Origin of the sequence: Luteimonas lutimaris (assembly GCF_039537065.1) — a bacterium.
In the GTDB taxonomy this organism is placed as follows: Bacteria; Pseudomonadota; Gammaproteobacteria; order Xanthomonadales; family Xanthomonadaceae; genus Luteimonas; species Luteimonas lutimaris.
In genome coordinates, this window is record NZ_BAAAZU010000006.1 from 144,341 (window position 1) to 160,872 (window position 16,532).

A 16,532-nucleotide genomic window follows, 5' to 3' on the forward strand; every position below is an offset into this window, starting at 1 on the left:
TGAGAGCAACCGCATCGCGGCCATGGCCGCTCCCACAGGGATCGCATGGTCACAGGAGGTTGGCGTGGATGAAGGCAGGCGCTGCGAGGTGAAGGCCTTCCCGGTGGAGGAAGCACCATGAGCGCCGACCGCGACTACGGCCTGCCTCCCGGCGTCGCCCCCGACACCCCGGGCGCGCAGGTCCCGCGCATCGTCCGCATGCGTGCGCGCCTGCGCGACGCCGCCAACGAAGATCCCCATGGCGATGCGCCTGCCTACGCCGAACTGCACTGCCTCTCCGATTTCACCTTCCTGCGCGGCGCCGCCAGCGCGGAAGAGCTGTTCGAACGCGCCGCGCGCTGTGGCTACGAAGCACTGGCAATCACCGACGAATGCTCGCTGGCCGGCATCGTGCGTGCGCGCGATGCGGCGGAGGTCACAGGCATCCATCTCGTCGTCGGTGCCGAGTTCCGCCTCGATGATGGCCTGCGGCTGGTGCTGCTGGTCGAAAACCGTGCCGGTTACTCGCAGCTGTGCCGGCTGATCACCGTCGCCCGGCGCGCGGCGGAAAAGGGCGAATATCGCCTCAGCCGCGTCGATGTTGAAAAGGAAGCCTTCGATGACGGCGCAACGGGCCTGTTCGCGCTGTGGCTGCCCGGCGCCGACCTGGATCCGGGCGAGGGCGCCTGGCTGCGCACCTTCTTCGGCGACCGCGCGCACCTGGCGGTGGAACTGCACCGCGACGACGACGATGCCACGCGCCTGGCGGACCTGCTCGCGCTGGCCGAGGCGTTGCAGCTGGCGCCGGTCGCCGCCGGAGACGTGCACATGGCCACCCGCCGCCAGCGCGTGCTGCAGGACACGATGACCGCGATCCGCCACGGCCGGCCGCTGGCCGAATGCGGCGCGCACCTGTTCCGCAACGGCGAGCGCCACCTGCGCACGCGGCGCGCGCTCGCCAACATCCATGCATCGGCCGAAGGCGGACGCGCGCTGTTGCAGGCGGCAGTGGAACTGGCGCGGCGCTGCAGCTTCAACCTGCGCGAGGTCAGGTACGACTATCCCGCCGAGCTGGTTCCCGAGGGAGAGACGCCGGCATCGCACCTGCGCAAGCTCACCAGGGTTGGCATGTGCAAGCGTTGGCCAGAAGGCGTGCCGCCCGAGGTCGCGAAGCAGATCGACGACGAGCTGGCGCTGATCGCCGAACTCAAGTACGAAGCCTTCTTCCTCACCGTCGAGGACATCGTCCGCTTCGCCAAGCGAAACGGCATCCTCTGCCAGGGCCGCGGCTCGTCTGCCAATTCAGCGGTCTGCTTCGCGCTGGGCATCACCGCGGTGGACCCGACTGAAAGTCGGTTGCTGCTGGCGCGCTTCCTGTCGAAGGAACGCAACGAGCCGCCGGACATCGACGTCGATTTCGAGCATGAGCGGCGCGAGGAAGTGATCCAGTACGTCTACAACAAGTACGGACGCACGCGCGCCGCACTGGCTGCCACCGTGATCCGCTACCGCGGCAAGAGCGCGGTGCGCGACGTGGCCAAGGCCTTCGGCCTGCCGCCTGACCAGATTGCACTGCTCGCGGAGTGCTACGGCTGGGGCAACGGTGAAACGCCAATGGAGCAGCGCCTGCGCGAGGCCGGTTTCGACATCGACAACCCGCTCATTGCGCGCGTGCTGGCGGTGACGGACATGCTGCGCGGCCGCCCGCGCCACCTGTCGCAGCACGTCGGCGGCTTCGTGATTTCCGACCAGCCGCTGTGGCAGCTGGTGCCGGTGGAGAACGCGGCGATGGCCGACCGCACCATCATCCAGTGGGAGAAGGACGACCTGGAGTCGATGGGGCTGCTCAAGGTCGATTGCCTGGCGCTGGGCATGCTGACCTGCCTGCGCAAGGCGCTGGACCTGGTGCGCGTGCATCGCGGGCGCGATTACGAGTTGGCAACGATCCCGAAAAAAGACACGGCCACCTACGACATGATCTGCCTGGCCGACACTGTCGGTGTGTTCCAGATCGAATCGCGCGCGCAGATGGCAATGCTGCCGCGGCTGCGGCCGAGGAAGTTCTACGACCTCGTGGTCGAGGTGGCGATCGTGCGGCCCGGGCCGATCCAGGGCGACATGGTGCATCCCTACCTGCGACGACGGCAGGGAAAGGAACGCGTGACATACCCGTCGGCGGGCATCGAAGAAATCCTCGGTCCCACGCTCGGGGTGCCGCTGTTCCAGGAACAGGTGATGGAACTGGTGATCCATGCCGGCTACTCGCCGGAAGAGGCGGATGGCCTGCGGCGTTCGATGGCCGCCTGGCGTCACGGCGGCGACATGGAGCCGCATCGCGAACGCATCCGCGAACTGATGCTGAAGCAGGACTACGCCCCGGAATTCATCGACCAGATCTTCGAACAGATCAAGGGCTTCGGTTCGTACGGGTTCCCGCAGAGCCACGCGGCCTCGTTCGCCAAACTGGTTTACGCCAGCTGCTGGCTCAAACGTCATGAACCCGCGGCGTTCGCCTGCGCGCTGCTCAACTCGCAGCCGATGGGTTTCTATTCGCCCAGCCAGATCGTGCAGGACGCGCGGCGGGGGAGGGCGGCGCGCGAGGGCGTGGAGTTCCTGCCCGTCGATGTGGTGCAGAGCGACTGGGACAACACGCTGGTCGATGGACCGGGAAATGGAGAAAACTCCAATCCCTCTCCTTGTGGGAGCGGCCATGGCCGCGATTGGGCAGGAGTGAGCCGCCGGTTTCCTGGCAAAAAGCATCGCGGCCATGGCCGCTCCCACAGTCATCCTGTCCAGCCGGCGATCCGCCTCGGCCTGCGCGAGATCCGCGGGCTGTCCGAAGAGGTGGCGGCTGCCATCGTTGCCGCGCGCAGGCAGCATCCGTTCCGCAGCGTCGCCGACCTGTGCCTGCGCGCGAACCTCGACGAGAAAGCGCGCAGTGCACTCGCCGAAGCCGGCGCACTGCGCACCCTGGCGGGCCACCGCAACGACGCGCGCTGGCTCGTCGCCGGCATCGAACGCCAGCGCCCGCTGCTGCCGGGCAGCCCCGACGAGGATGCGATCGCGTTGCCGGCCCCCGGCATGGGCGAGGAGATCCTGTCCGACTACCGCGCCACCGGCCTGTCGCTGGCCGCGCACCCGCTGTCGCTGCTGCGCGAACGCCTGCGCGCGCGGCGCGTGCTCGGATCGAAGGACCTGCACGGCCAGCGCCACGGCCGCAGCGTCTACACCGCTGGCATCGTCACCCAGCGCCAGCGCCCGCAGACCGCCAGCGGCACGATCTTCGTCACGCTCGAGGACGAACACGGCATGGTCAACGTGATCGTCTGGCCGCGCGTGGCGCAGCGGCGGCGCAAGGCGTTGCTCAATTCCACGCTGCTCGCCGTGCGCGGGCGCTGGGAGTGCGTGGATGGCGTCGAACACCTCATCGCCCGCGACCTGGAAGACCTGAGCGGCCTGCTCGGCGGCCTGCGCGCCGAGTCGCGTGATTTCCACTGAAGGCAGAAGCCCTCAGGCGAACAACTGCACGCCCGGCGCCAGCCACAGCGAGGCACCCGCCAGCGCGCAGCCGAGGCCGGTGGCGGCCAGCACGTCGCTGGGGTAGTGCAGGCCGAGCACCACGCGCGAGGCGCCCACTGCGGCGGCGAACGGAAGCACCAGCCATGCCAGCGCGGGGTAGTGGGCGACAGCCACCAGGGCGAAGGCGACTGCGTGCAGCGTATGGCCGGAAGGAAAGCTGAACTCGTCCAGCGGCGCCACCCAGGCACGGATGCGACCGTCGGCTGCATACGGCCGCGGCCGGCGCGTCCAGCGCTTGAGTGCCTTGTACATCGCCAGGGCGATGGCCCCGGTGGCGGCCATGTGCAACGACGCGAGCAGCCCGTCCGCGCCGTCCACCGCGACCAGCGCGGCCATCAACAGGTACCAGAACACGCCGTCGCCGAGCCGGCTGACGATGGCGAACAGGTGCCGTACCCCGTTCCTGGCGCACATGCGATTGGCGCGCAGGCACCAGCGGGCTTCGCGGGCGCGGATGCGGTCAAGCGGCGGCGAGGCGTTCATGCGGCTTGCTCCTGGCGAGGCGGGCGAGGATCCCGTCGAAGGCGGCGGCCACCTGCTCCGGCCGCAGGCCGGACACCGCTTCGCGCGCGGCCGTGGCCATGACGTGGCGCAGGTCCGCGTCGCTGCCGATGTGGCGCGCCGCGGCGATGAATCCTTCCTCGTCGCCCGGGGCGACCGCCGCGCCGTGGGCGCCGTCGCGCAGGTGCTCGCGGGTTGCGCCGTAATCGAAGGCGACCGTCGCCACGCCGCTGGCCATGGCTTCGAGGGTGACGTTGCCGAAGGTTTCCGACAGGCTCGGGAACAGGAACAGGTCGCCGCTGGCGAAGTGTCGTGCCAGCGCCTGTCCGCGCTGCACGCCGCAGAAGATGAAGTCCGGGTGTTCGCGCTGCAGGCGCGCGCGCTCGGGACCGTCGCCGATCCACGCCATGCGCGCTTCCGGCCGCACGCGCTGCAGCGTGCGGAAGGCACGGACCACCAGCCCGAGGTTCTTCTCGGCGGCGATGCGGCCGACATGGATCGCCACCGGCGCATCCGCCGCGACGCCCCAGGATTCGCGCAGTGCCGCGTCGCGCTGTGAGGGATTGAAACGTCGCGTGTCGACCGCTCGTGGCAGCAGCACCACGTCGTGGAACCCGTGCCCGAGCAGGAAGTCGCGCAACTCGCGCGTGGGCACCAGCGTGGCGTCGGCGAGGTTGTGGAAGTGGCGCATCCAGCGCAGCGCAACCGGTTGCAGGAAGGCGACGCCGTAATCACGCATGTAGCGGTCGAAGCGGGTGTGGAAACCGGTCGCCACCGGGATCCCCAGCCGCCGCGCCGCGCGCAGCGCCGACCAGCCCAGCGGCCCCTCGGTGGCGACGTAGATCGCGTCGGGCCGTTCCCCGGACCACAGTCGCAGCAGCGTACGCGTTGCCGGCAGGCCGAACTTCAGTCCCGGGTAGCGCGGCAGGTTTGCGCCCCGCACCAGTGTTTCGCCGGCGTCGGCGACCTGGCCGGGTGACTGCCGCGGCCGCACCAGCGACACCTGGTGCCCGCGCGACCGCAGCCCCTGTGCCAGCGATTCCACGGTCAGCGCGACCCCGTTGACCTCGGGTGGCCAGGTTTCGGTGACGATCGCATGGCGCATCGGTGACCCGGCGGAAGCGGCGGATACGGGCATCGTCGCGGGGCGCGGTGAAACGCGTGTTGCAGCTGTGTAGCGGAACGATGACAGCGCATGGCTTCCACACGTCCCGATGCTGGCCGTTGCCGCTGCCGTGGATCTTGATCTTGCGTTGCAGCGACGCGAGGAAGAAGAGCAAAAGTGCAAAAGCAACCTAGATCGGCTCAAACGCCAGCGCGATATCCAGCGCCGCGAAGTTCGCCGGCTCTCCCGCCAGGTCAGTCCGCAGCAGCGGACGCGGCTCCAGCCAGCTGCGGGCCAGCGCGACCGCCAGCGAGCGGCCTTCGGCGGCAGCATCCAGGCGCGGGATCTCGCGTGCGTCATAGCCGCGGTGCAACAGCACCGCGATGCGCAGCAGCGCCGCGCATCGACGCGCGGGGGACAGCAGGCGGTCGGGCAGGGCGTTGAACGCGGACTTGGGGATCTTGCGCCGGTGCGTGCGCACCAGCGCGGCCAGGTACTGCTGCTCCTGGCGCGAGAAGCCGGCGATGTCGGAGTTTTCCAGCACGTAGGCGCCGTGCACGTGGTACTGGCTGTGCGCGATGACCAGCCCCACCTCGTGCAGGCGTGCGGCCCAGCCGAGCATCAGGCGGTCGTCGGGCCCCAGCTTCCAGGCGGTGGCGACCTGGTCGAACAGCTGCAGCGCGGTGGTTTCCACCCGCAGCGCCTGGTCGGCGTCGATGCCGTAGCGCAGCATCAGCGCCGCCACGGAGGTGTCGCGCGGGTCCTCGTCGCGGCTCCTGCCGAGCATGTCGTGCAGCACGCCCTCGCGCAGTGCCGCCTTGCTCACCGCCATGCGTTCCAGCCCGAGCGCGGCGAATGCGGCCTCGAGTACCAGCACGCCGCCGGCGATGATCGGGCGGCGCTCTTCCGACAGCCCCGGCAGGTCGATCGCGTCGATGCGGCCGGCGTCGAGCAGGCGGTCGCGCACGACCGCCAGCGCCTCGGGCGTGACCGAACCCTTGGTCAGGCCCAGCTCCGCGCAGATCTCGCCGATGGCCTTGTTGGTGCCCGACGACCCCAGTACCTCCTGCCAGCCCAGCGTGCGGTAGGTGCCGGCGAACTGCTGGAACTCCGCACTGACTTCGACCAGTGCCTCGTCCCACTTCCTGCGCGTGAGCTTGCCGTTGTCGAAGAAACGCCGGGTGCTGGCGACGCAGCCGACCTGCAGGCTTTCGCGCTCGATGGCGTCGAAGCCGGCGCCGATGATGCACTCGGTCGAGCCGCCACCGATGTCCACCACCAGCCGCAAGTGGCCTTTCTTCGGCGGCTGCGCGTGGGCGACGCCGAGGTAGATCAGGCGCGCCTCCTCGCGGCCGGCGATCACTTCGATGGCGTGGCCGAGCGCGGTTTCCGCGGGGACCAGGAATGCCTGTGGCGCGGACAGCGCGCGCACGGTGTTGGTCGCCACGGCGCGCACGCGTTCGCGCGGGATGTCGCGGATCCGCTGGCCGAAGCGCGACAGGCATTCGAACGCGCGCTGCCGCACTTCCGCGTGCAGGCCGCCCTTGCCGTCGAGGCCTTCGGCCAGCCGCACCATCTCGCGCAGGCGGTCGACGGTGCGCAGCTGCCCCAGCGTGTAGCGCGCCACGACCATGTGGAAGCTGTTCGACCCCAGGTCGATGGCGGCCAGCATGTCGCCGTCGCGCAGTGGTTCGGCGGTGGTCGGCACGAAGGCGGGGATGGGCAGGGACGGTTTCATGCGCAGATCTTCGCCAGCAGCGCGGCCTGCGCGGAGTGTGGCGTTTCGTCGCCGGCCGGTTCGGCCTTGCGGTACTCGCCGTCGGCCTGCAGTTCCCAGGCATTGAGGTTGTCGGCCAGGTAGTTGTCGAGCACCTCGTCGCGGATTCGCGCGGCGACGGCAGGATCGAGGATCGGGAAGCAGGTTTCCACGCGCCGCAGCAGGTTGCGTTCGAGCCAGTCGGCGCTGGCGCAGAAGGTTTCCGGGTCGCCGTCGTTGCCGAACCAGTACACGCGGCTGTGTTCGAGGAAGCGGCCGACGATCGAGCGCACGCGGATGTTCTCCGACACGCCCGGTACGCCGGGGCGCAGCGTGCAGGCGCCGCGCACGATCAGGTCGACCTGCACGCCGGCCTGCGAAGCCGTGTACAGCGCGCGCACCACCTGCGGTTCGTTGAGTGCGTTCATCTTGGCGATGATGCGCGCCGGGCGTCCTGCGCGCGCGAACGCGGCTTCGCGTTCGATCCGTTCCAGCACGCCGGCGTGCAGGGTGAAGGGCGACTGCAGCAGGCGTTCGAGACGGATCGCCGGTGCCAGCCCCGACAGCTGCTGGAAAACAAGGTGCACATCGTTGCCGATCGCCGGGTCCGCGGTAATCAGCCCGAGGTCGGTGTACGCGCGTGCGGTGCCGGCGTGGTAGTTGCCGGTGCCCAGGTGCACGTAGCGGCGCAGCTTGCGGCCCTCGCGGCGCACCACCAGCAGCATCTTGGCGTGGGTCTTGTAGCCGACGACGCCGTAGACGACCTGCACGCCGGCCTCCTGCAGGCGGTCTGCGAAGGCGAGGTTGGCCTCCTCGTCGAAGCGCGCGCGCAGCTCCACCACCGCGGTGACGTCCTTGCCGTTGCGCGCCGCCTGCACCAGGTGCTCGATGATCGCCGAGTCCTTGGCGGTGCGGTACAGCGTCTGCTTGATCGCCAGCACGTTCGGGTCTTCCGCCGCCTGGCGGATCAGCTCCAGCACCGGCGTGAATGCGTCGAACGGATGGTGCAGCAGCACGTCGCCGGCGGCTACGCGCTCGAAAATCGCATCGCTGGCGGGCAGCTGGCGCGGTACGAACGGCGGGTACTTCAGGTCCGGGCGGTCGACCTGGTCGTAGATCTGGATGATGCGGTTGAGGTTGACCGCGCCGTGGATGCGGTAGACCGCGTTGGCCGGCAGCTCGAAGTTGTCCAGCAGCGTCTGCACGATCGGCTTCGGGCAGTTGGCGGCGATCTCCAGCCGCATCGCGCGCAGGTAGCCGCGGCCGATCAGTTCGTCGCGCAGTGCGAGCGCGAGGTTCTCGACTTCCTCCTCGTCGACGATCAGCTCGGAGTTGCGGGTCACGCGGAACTGGTACGCGCCCTTGACCTCCATCCCCGGGAACATTTCGGCGACGAATTCCGACAGCACCGAAGACAGGAATACGAAGTCGTGCTCGCCGCCGGATACCTTCTCCGGCAGCTGGATGATCCGCGGCAGCGAGCGCGGTGCGCGCACGATCGCCAGGTGGCCGCTGCGTCCGAACGCATCGGTGCCGTCGAGCACCACCACGATGTTGAGCGACTTGTTGAGGATCTTGGGGAACGGATGCGCCGGGTCCAGGCCGAGCGGCGACAGCACCGGCATGATCTCTTCGCGGAAATAGGCGCGCAGCCAGCGCGACTGGCGCGCGTTCCACGATTCGCGCCCGAGCACGCGCACGCCGGCGTCGCCCAGCGCCGGGCGCAGTTCTTCGCTCCAGCAGCGGTACTGTGCGTCGACCAGCTCGGCGGCGCGGTCGTGGATCCGGCGCAGCAGTACCGCCGGCGGGATGGCATCGGCCGAGAACGGCACCGCGAAGTCCTGCGCGTGGCGCACGGTGGCCGCGCGGATCTCGAAGAATTCGTCGAGGTTGGTGCAGGAGATGCACAGGAAGCGCAGCCGTTCGAGCAGCGGCACGGATTCGTCGCGCGCCTGCGCCAGCACCCGGAAGTTGAAGTCCAGCTGCGACAACTCGCGGTTGAAGTACAGCATCGGGTCGCGCAGTGGATCGTTGTCGAGCGCGGGCGCAGGGGGGACTGGAGGATTCATGGCTGTTCCACCGGGGAAGGCGCCGCACCGGCGCGGTCGCGCGCGATCACGCGCCCGGGACCGAAGCGGCAGGTGAAGACGCTTCCGCGCCCGACCTCGCTTTCGATGTCCAGGCGCGCCTGGTGCAGGTGCAGGATGTGCTTGACGATCGACAGGCCCAGGCCGGTGCCGCCGGACTCGCGCGAGCGGCTGGTCGAAACGCGGTAGAAGCGTTCGGTGATGCGCGGCAGGTGCGCGGCCGGGATGCCGTAGCCGCTGTCGCGCACCGACAGCGTCGCGCCGCCGTCTTCGCTGCGCGCCAGCACGATGGCGACATGGCCGCCGGCCGGCGTGTAGCGCACGGCGTTGGCGACGAGGTTGGAGAACGCGCTGTGCAGCTCGCGGGTGGAGCCGAGCAGGTCGATGCCTGCGTCGTCGTCGACCCGGATTTCATGGCGCCGCTGGCTCAGCGCCTCGGCCTCGCGGCGCAGCGTCACCAGCATCGAGTCCATGGCCACGTGCTCGTCGGCCACGCCGTCCTGCGCCTCCAGGCGCGACAGGGTCAGCAGGTCCTCGACCAGCTGGGTCATGCGCAGCGACTGGCGGCGCATCTCGTCGAGGATCGGTGCCCATTCGGGCTGGTCTTCCGGATCGAGCATGTCGAGGTAGCCGTGGACCACGGTCAGCGGCGTGCGCAACTCGTGCGAGACGTTGGCGACGAAGTCCTGGCGCATCTGCTCCAGGCGGGTGAGCTTGCTGACGTCGCGCGCGACCAGCAGCCACAGCGCGTCGGAGTAGGGGATCAGGCGCAGGCTCAGGCGCACGGCCGGGTCGACGGGCGAAGCCGCGTCCAGGATCGGCTCGGCGCGGCGGCCGCCGGCCAGCCAGTGCGAGAGCGGCAGCGGCTGCAGGCGCTCGCCGAGCGAGGCCTCGATGTCGTCGGGATAGCGCAGGCCGAGCAGCCCGGTGGCGGCGTCGTTGAACCAGCGCACGCGCTGGCTGTTGCGCTCCAGCACCACCACCGCATCGGGGAGTGCCGCGGCGGCGGCGCTGTAGGCGCGCAGCATTTCGACCAGGCGCCGGTTGCGGCCGCGCATGTCCTCCTGGCCGCGATGGACCAGGCGGTCGAGTTCGTTCCACACCCCGCCGTCGCCGGTGGGCGCGACGCGCTGGCGGGCGGCCAGGCGCAGCAGCAGGCCGTGCAGCTTCCAGCCGTGCCAGGCGGACATCCCGAGCGCGGCGATCGCGAGCGCCGGCCATGGATGCCCAAGCGCGAACCCAACCAGCAGCGCCACGGCCAGCACGATGGCGAGCTGGCCGAGCGTCCTGGTCCATGCGCTGCGGGTCTGTGGCGGCATTGTCAGGGGTTCGGGCGGGGCGTGGGGCACGTCGATCGGGAAAGCGGGTCCCGGTCGATGGTACGGGCCGCGGGCGCGCTTTGGAAAAGCGCGCTGCGCGTGGGGCGCCACGTGGCCGCGGCCGCGGACGGCACCACGGACAGGATGCGAGCCGCCCCGCGACGGCCCGCCGCGGCGCTTCACGGAGACGCGGAGAAGCGGTAGCCCGAGCCGCGCACCGTCTGCACCATGCCGTCCAGCGCGGAAGGTTCCAGCGTCTTGCGCAGGCGCCGGATGTGCACGTCGACCGTCCGCTCCTCGACATAGACGTTGCCGCCCCAGACGTGGTCGAGCAGCTGCGAACGGGTGTACACGCGCTCGGGGTGGGTCATGAAGAAGTGCAGCAGGCGGTATTCGGTGGGGCCGATCTGCACCGGCTCGTCGTGGGCGAACACGCGGTGCGCGGTGCCGTCGATGCGCAGGTCGCCGACGCGCACGCTGCCGTCCTCGTCGTCCTCGCGCGAGCGGCGCATCACCGCGCGAATGCGCGCGAGCAGTTCGCGCGAGGAGAACGGCTTGACCACGTAGTCGTCGACGCCGGCCTCGAGGCCGCCGACGCGGTCGTTTTCCTCGCCGCGCGCGGTGAGCATGATGATCGGGATCTCGCGGGTCAGGTCCTCGCGGCGCCAGCGGCGGGCCAGCTCGATGCCGCTGGTACCCGGCAGCATCCAGTCGAGCAGGATCAGGTCCGGGACGCGCTCGGCGATGGCTTCCTGCGCTTCGCGCGCGTCGCCGGCGTGGGCGGGTTCGTACTCGCCCTTGCGCAGCGCGAAGGCGACCATCTCGCGGATGGCGGGTTCGTCGTCGACGATCAGGATGCGTTTGTGCATGGCGGGCCGCGTGTTTCACTCCCCGGTTTTCCGGTGCGGCCAGTAGACTACGTTTTTGTGACAGCCGCATGACAGCCGCCGGCTGCGTGGTTACCGGCGCTGGAGGTCCGGGTCGCGCACGCCCTGGCGGCGCAGCTCCAGCACCACCGGGGTAATCGCGGCGATGCGCGCGTCGATCCGGGTGCGGGCGTAGTAGTCCAGGTCGTCGCGCTTTTTCAGGTTGTTGAGCTGGACCAGGGCGCGCTCCGGGCGGCCGTTGAGGTAGGCCGCTTCCGCCCAGGCTTCGCCGGCGCGGATCGGGTCGCCGGCGATTTCGTTGATGCGCGCGTAGGTGGACTGGAACAGCGGGTCGTTGCCGGCGTTGGCCAGCAGCGGCCGCAGCACGTCCTGCGCCCGCTTGCCGGCGGCCTGGTTGTTGCGCTCGGACAGCACCGCGGCGTAGGTCAGCGCCACCGCGCGGTTGCGCGGCATCCGCGCGACCAGGTTTTCGAAGATCGCGTCGGCTTCGGCCGGGTTGCCCGCGCGAGCCTTCGCCTGCCCCTGCGCCAGCAGCAGCCAGGTGTCGCCGGGATGCTTTTCCAGCAGCGGGGTCAGTTCCTTCACCGCCTCGCTGCCGTGGCCGGCGAGCAGGTGCGCATAGGCCAGTCCGTAACGCTGCGCGTCGTCCAGTTCCGCGGTGCGGCGCATGCGCTCGTATTCGTTGATCGCCGCGCTGGGCGTATTGGCGCTGAGCACGCGCAGGCGCTCGCGCACCCATCCGAAGCGGACGCCGTCGCCGCCCGCGGACGCCGTGCTGATCTGCAGCGTCGATGGCAGCAGCGGGTTGGCGCTGGTGGTGAAAGTGGGCGAGAAGCTGCCCTGCGCCTCCACCCTGGCCGCACGCTCCTTGGCCTCGGCGATGCGGGTAGTGGTGACCGGATGGCTGCGCAGGTAGTCGGGGGTGCGCTCCTTCTCGCCGCCGCGGTTGCTGCGTTCCAGCGCCTGCATGCGCTCGAACATGTCCGCCATCGCCTCCGGGTCGTAGCCGGAGCGCGCAAGCGTGCGGATGCCGACGCGGTCGGCCTCGGACTCGTTGCTGCGGGTGTAGTTGATCTGGCGCTGCGCGGCGATGCCCTGCGCGCTGGCCATCGCGGCCATCGCCGCGTCTCCCGAGGAGTTGCTGCCCGACTGCGCGATCGCGATCGCGCCCAGCATCGCCAGCAGGATCGGCACGCTGTCGCGCTGCGCGCGCTCGACGCTGCGCAGCACGTGCATCTGGGTGACGTGCGCGATTTCATGGCCGAGCACGCCGGCCACCTCGTCCTCGCGCTCGGCCACCAGCACCAGGCCGGCGTTGACGCCGACGTAGCCGCCGACCGTGGCAAAGGCGTTGACCTGGCGGTCGGCCATCATGAAGAAGGTGAAGTCCTGCTTCGGATCGTCGCTGGCCGCGGCCAGGCGGTTGCCGAGCCCGCGCAGCCAGCTGTCGACCAGCGGATCCTCGAGGATGTAGTCGTAGTTGCGCAGCTGGCTCAGCATCATCTCGCCGTAGGCCTTCTGGTCGGCGGGGCTGAGCACGGTGCCCGCGGACGAGCCGATATCCGGCAGCCGCGCACCCTCCTGCGCCGGCGCGCACACGCTGGCGACGGCGAGCATCAGGGCGGCAATGGCGGGCAGGGGGCGCATCGGCATCGGGAGGGGTCCGGCGGGCGGGAATGCAACATGCAGAATGGCGAGGAGCGGGGTCGGGCGTGTGAATCCGCGGTTAACCCCGCGCGGGCGATCATTACGTTCCATGCACGCGCGTTGAAATGGCGCGTCCGTGCCGCATCATTCGACCATATCTTGCCCACCAGAGTTTCAGGAGCCTGTGTTGAACGCCCCGTCCACCCCGCCGATCACCCTCTACACCAGCGCCGTGTGCGGCTACTGCGTCGCCGCCAAGAACTTCCTCCGCAGCCGGGGCCTGGAGTGGCAGGAGGTGCGCATCGACACCGATCCGGCCGAGCGCGAGAAGATGGTCGAGCGCACCCGCCGCACCAGCGTGCCGCAGATCTTCATCGGCGACACCCACGTCGGCGGCTACGACGAGATGATGGCACTGCACCGCGCCGGCAAGCTCGATCCGCTGCTGTCAGGTGAAACCCCGTGAGCGGGAGGGAAGGCGAGGCCGACCGCGTCCAGGCGTTCACCGAGTTCCGCCAGCGCATGAACGAGCGCATCCTGGCCGAGCCCAACCAGGTCGTGCGGCGCTTCTTCGCGCTCGACACCCAGGCCTACCAGGCCGGCGCGCTGGACGTGAAGACCAAGGAGCTGCTCGGCCTGGTGGCGTCGCTGGTGCTGCGCTGCGACGACTGCATCAGCTACCACGTGGCCCAGTGCCGCGAGGCCGGCGTCAACCGCGACGAGATGTTCGAGGCGTTTTCGGTGGGGCTGGTGGTGGGCGGCAGCATCGTCATCCCGCACCTGCGCCGGGCGGTGGATTTCCTCGACCGGCTGGAAGGCGGCGAGCCGGCACCCGCGCAGCACGCGCACGACTGAGTCTCGCCTGTTGCGGGCGTTGCGGGAGCGGCCATGGCCGCTCCCACTGTGCTTCCGCTGCATCGCGACGCCTGCCGCGCCGCGAGCCGATGGGCGTGGAATCGCCGCATCCGGCATAATAGGCGGCTGATTTTCCCGCTTTTGACGCCCGCGCCCCCGGCCGGCGTCCTCTCTGCATGGACCCCACGAAAATGCCCCACACGATTACGGTCATCCGCGGCGACGGCATCGGCCCGGAGATCATGGACGCCACCCTGCACGTGCTCGACGCCATGGGCCTCGGGCTGGTTTACGAAGAAGCCGACGCCGGCATGGTCGCGCTGGACAAGCACGGCGAACTGCTGCCGGAAGCGACCATGGAGTCGATCCGCCGCAACAAGGTCGCGCTCAAGAGCCCGCTGACCACGCCGGTCGGCGGCGGCTTTTCGTCGATCAACGTCGAGCTGCGCAAGCGCTTCGACCTGTACGCCAACGTGCGCCCGGCCAGGAGCTACCCGAACACGAAGTCGCGCTTCCCGTCGGGCGTGGACCTGATCACCGTGCGCGAGAACACCGAGGGCGCCTACATCGGCGAGGGCCAGGTGGTCACCGAGGACGGCGCCACCGCGACCCTGATCCAGAAGGTCACGCGCAAGGGCTCCGAGCGCATCGTCCGCTACGCCTTCGACCTGGCCCGCAAGACCGGCCGCAAGAAGGTCACCGTGGTGCACAAGGCCAACATCCTCAAGTCGACCTCGGGCCTGTTCCTGAAGGTCGCGCGCGAAGTGGCCGCGCAGTACCCGGAGATCGAGTGCAACGAGCTGATCGTCGACAACACCTGCATGCAGCTGGTGATGCGGCCAGAGCAGTTCGACATCATCGTCACCACCAACCTGTTCGGCGACATCATTTCCGACCTGTGCGCCGGCCTGATCGGCGGCCTCGGCCTGACCCCGGGCGCGAACATCGGCGAGGACGTGGCGATCTTCGAGGCCGTGCACGGCTCAGCCCCCGACATCGCCGGCAAGGGCGTCGCCAACCCCTGCGCGCTGCTGCTGGGCGCGGCGCAGATGCTCGACCACCTGGAGATGCCGGAGCAGGCCACGAAGCTGCGCGAGGCCATTGTCGCCACGCTGGAGGCGAAGGACTCGCTGACCCCGGACCTGGGCGGCGAAGGCACCACGATGGCGTTCGCCAGGGCGATTGCGGGCCGCGCCGCGGCCTGATCCCGCCGCGCCAGATGGACCACTGGACGGGGCGCTTCGGCGCCCCGTTTCCGTTTCCGGGGGCGGGATTCCCGCCCGTCCCGTGCTGCCGTCGTCCCGCTGCTGGAACGCCGCCTTCCCATCGCCGGCGATGGACAGCATCCGGGCGACTCCGCACAATCGCGGATCCTTTTATCCGGATGAAGCGATGCAGCAGTCCCGCCCTAGCGCCGTCGCCCTGACCCCGCTGCTGCTGTTCCTGGTGCTGTTCTTCGGCGCCGGGATCTGGTTCACCGTGCAGGGCGAGGCCATGGGCTTCTACCAGCTGCGCGCGCCGGTGGCGATCCTGCCGGCGCTGGCGCTGGCCGCGTGGATCGCGCACCGGCGCCGGCTGCCGGCGATGGACACGCTGCTGGCCGGCATGGGCGACAGCAACGTGGTGCTGATGTGCCTGATCTTCCTGCTGGCCGGCGCATTCGCGATGGTGTCCAAGGCGATCGGCGCGGTCGATGCAATCGTGGCGCTGGGCCTGGGCGCGCTGCCGCCGGCGCTGATCCTGCCGGGGCTGTTCCTGGTGGCCGGCTTCGTATCGCTGTCGATCGGCACCTCGATGGGCACGATCGCCGCGGTGGTGCCGATCGCGCTGGGCGTGGCCGACGCGGCCGGGCTGGACCGCGCGCTGGTGGTGGGCGCAGTGATCGGCGGCGCCATGTTCGGCGACAACCTGTCGGTGATTTCCGACACCACCATCGCCGCCACCCGGAGCCAGGGCTGCGAGATGCGCGACAAGTTCCGCGAGAACTTCAGGATCGCGGCACCGGCCGCGCTCGCCACCGCCGTGTTGCTGGGGTTCCTGGGCGATGCGGCGCCCGTGCAGGCGCCGGATGCGGCGACCGGCTGGCTTGTGCTGCCGTACGTGGCGGTGCTGGTGCTGGCGCTGTGCGGGATGAACGTGATCGTGGTGCTCGGCATCGGCATCGCGCTGGCGGGCGTGTGCGGCTTCGCCTTCTCGCCCGGCTACGACTGGCAGGCCTTCGCCGGCGACATCTACGGCGGCTACGAGAGCATGGTCGAGATCACCCTGCTGTCGCTGCTGATCGGGGGACTGGCGGCGCTGACCAAGGCCAGCGGCGGCCTGCAGTGGCTGGCCGACGCGATCGCCCGCTTTGCGCGAGGGCATGTCGGGCGGCGCACCGGCGAATTCAGCATCGCCGCACTGTCGGCGCTGGGTGACCTGTTCACCGCCAACAACACCGTGGCGATCCTGGTCGGTGGCGGGGTGGCGAAGGACATCGCCACGCGCCACGGGATCTCGCCGCGGCGCTCGGCCAGCCTGCTCGACATCTTCGCCTGCGTGGTCCAGGGCGTCCTGCCCTACGGCGCGCAGATCCTGCTGGCCGGCTCGCTGGCCGCGGTGTCGCCGCTGGCGCTGGCGGGCAAGGTTTATTACTGCTGGATCCTGGCCGCGGTGACGATCGGGTTCATGCTGTGGCCGGCGCGGCGGCCGGCGGCTGCGCTGCCGGATGCCGCATGACCGTCCCGCTGCAGGAGCCGATCCTGCGGATCCGTGCGATCGGCTTCTTGCCGGACCAGAAACGGAAAAAGGCGCCGAAGCGCCTTTTTCCATGAACCG

General features: G+C 69.9%; 12 protein-coding genes and 1 pseudogene. 5 read left to right on the plus strand and 8 right to left on the minus strand.

Features of this window, described 5'->3' with window-relative positions; translation table 11 throughout:
- Positions 1-117 precede the first annotated feature (117 nt).
- Positions 118-3,477 carry an error-prone DNA polymerase gene (locus ABD679_RS07165; protein ID WP_344759283.1) on the plus strand — a complete coding sequence of 1,120 codons (3,360 nt, stop codon included), beginning with the start codon at positions 118-120 and terminating at the stop codon, positions 3,475-3,477.
- Between the two features lie 12 nt (positions 3,478-3,489).
- On the opposite strand, the gene ABD679_RS07170 is transcribed toward ABD679_RS07165, so the two are convergent.
- From ABD679_RS07170 to ABD679_RS07205, 8 genes and pseudogenes are all read right to left on the minus strand, one after another.
- Positions 3,490-4,041: a phosphatase PAP2 family protein gene (locus ABD679_RS07170; protein WP_425561859.1), complete on the minus strand. Its 552-nt coding sequence runs from the start codon at positions 4,039-4,041 to the stop codon at positions 3,490-3,492.
- A complete protein-coding gene (locus ABD679_RS07175; protein ID WP_344759284.1) occupies positions 4,019-5,164 on the minus strand; it encodes a glycosyltransferase family 4 protein in 1,146 nt (381 codons plus the stop codon). Before ABD679_RS07175 ends, ABD679_RS07170 begins: the two co-directional genes overlap by 23 nt.
- Positions 5,165-5,354: 190 nt before the next feature.
- Complete coding sequence (locus ABD679_RS07180) at positions 5,355-6,611, minus strand: Ppx/GppA phosphatase family protein (RefSeq protein ID WP_344759285.1); 1,257 nt, start codon at positions 6,609-6,611, stop codon at positions 5,355-5,357.
- Positions 6,612-6,648: 37 nt separating this feature from the next.
- Positions 6,649-6,729, minus strand: a pseudogene (locus ABD679_RS07185).
- 169 nt (positions 6,730-6,898) lie between these two features.
- Complete coding sequence (gene ppk1 / locus ABD679_RS07190) at positions 6,899-8,989, minus strand: polyphosphate kinase 1 (protein ID WP_344759286.1); 2,091 nt, start codon at positions 8,987-8,989, stop codon at positions 6,899-6,901.
- Complete coding sequence (gene phoR, locus ABD679_RS07195; protein WP_344759287.1) at positions 8,986-10,326, minus strand: phosphate regulon sensor histidine kinase PhoR; 1,341 nt, start codon at positions 10,324-10,326, stop codon at positions 8,986-8,988. The genes ppk1 and phoR overlap by 4 nt, the downstream gene beginning before the upstream one ends.
- A 179-nt stretch (positions 10,327-10,505) precedes the next feature.
- Entirely contained in the window at positions 10,506-11,195 is a 690-nt protein-coding gene (gene phoB, locus ABD679_RS07200) for a phosphate regulon transcriptional regulator PhoB (protein ID WP_344759288.1), read from the minus strand.
- 90 nt (positions 11,196-11,285) lie between these two features.
- Positions 11,286-12,860 (minus strand): M48 family metalloprotease, encoded by a 1,575-nt coding sequence (locus tag ABD679_RS07205; RefSeq protein ID WP_344759552.1) that lies wholly within the window; start codon positions 12,858-12,860, stop codon positions 11,286-11,288.
- Positions 12,861-13,044: 184 nt separating this feature from the next.
- On the opposite strand from ABD679_RS07205, the gene grxC reads away from it, so the two are divergent.
- From grxC to ABD679_RS07225, 4 genes are all read left to right on the plus strand, one after another.
- Complete coding sequence (grxC, locus tag ABD679_RS07210; protein ID WP_425561861.1) at positions 13,045-13,326, plus strand: glutaredoxin 3; 282 nt, start codon at positions 13,045-13,047, stop codon at positions 13,324-13,326.
- Positions 13,323-13,715, plus strand: a complete 393-nt coding sequence (locus ABD679_RS07215; RefSeq protein WP_344759290.1) for a carboxymuconolactone decarboxylase family protein — start codon at positions 13,323-13,325, stop codon at positions 13,713-13,715. Before grxC ends, ABD679_RS07215 begins: the two co-directional genes overlap by 4 nt.
- 191 nt (positions 13,716-13,906) lie before the next feature.
- The gene (locus tag ABD679_RS07220; RefSeq protein ID WP_344759291.1) at positions 13,907-14,920 is read left to right on the plus strand and encodes an isocitrate dehydrogenase; all 1,014 of its coding nucleotides are present in this window, start codon (positions 13,907-13,909) and stop codon (positions 14,918-14,920) included.
- A 187-nt stretch (positions 14,921-15,107) separates the two neighbouring features.
- Positions 15,108-16,433: a Na+/H+ antiporter NhaC family protein gene (locus ABD679_RS07225; RefSeq protein ID WP_344759292.1), complete on the plus strand. Its 1,326-nt coding sequence runs from the start codon at positions 15,108-15,110 to the stop codon at positions 16,431-16,433.
- The last annotated feature ends 99 nt before the right edge of the window (positions 16,434-16,532 follow it).

What these genes read in the sequence shown, in the direction of transcription:
- ABD679_RS07165 (WP_344759283.1), top strand. Translation starts at nt 118, where the DNA reads ATGAGCGCCGACCGCGACTACGGCCTGCCTCCCGGCGTCGCCCCCGAC.
- ABD679_RS07170 (WP_425561859.1), bottom strand. Translation starts at nt 4,041, where the DNA reads ATGAACGCCTCGCCGCCGCTTGACCGCATCCGCGCCCGCGAAGCCCGC.
- ABD679_RS07175 (WP_344759284.1), bottom strand. Translation starts at nt 5,164, where the DNA reads ATGCGCCATGCGATCGTCACCGAAACCTGGCCACCCGAGGTCAACGGG.
- ppk1 (WP_344759286.1), bottom strand. Translation starts at nt 8,989, where the DNA reads ATGAATCCTCCAGTCCCCCCTGCGCCCGCGCTCGACAACGATCCACTG.
- phoR (WP_344759287.1), bottom strand. Translation starts at nt 10,326, where the DNA reads ATGCCGCCACAGACCCGCAGCGCATGGACCAGGACGCTCGGCCAGCTC.
- phoB (WP_344759288.1), bottom strand. Translation starts at nt 11,195, where the DNA reads ATGCACAAACGCATCCTGATCGTCGACGACGAACCCGCCATCCGCGAG.
- ABD679_RS07205 (WP_344759552.1), bottom strand. Translation starts at nt 12,860, where the DNA reads ATGCGCCCCCTGCCCGCCATTGCCGCCCTGATGCTCGCCGTCGCCAGC.
- ABD679_RS07220 (WP_344759291.1), top strand. Translation starts at nt 13,907, where the DNA reads ATGCCCCACACGATTACGGTCATCCGCGGCGACGGCATCGGCCCGGAG.
- ABD679_RS07225 (WP_344759292.1), top strand. Translation starts at nt 15,108, where the DNA reads ATGCAGCAGTCCCGCCCTAGCGCCGTCGCCCTGACCCCGCTGCTGCTG.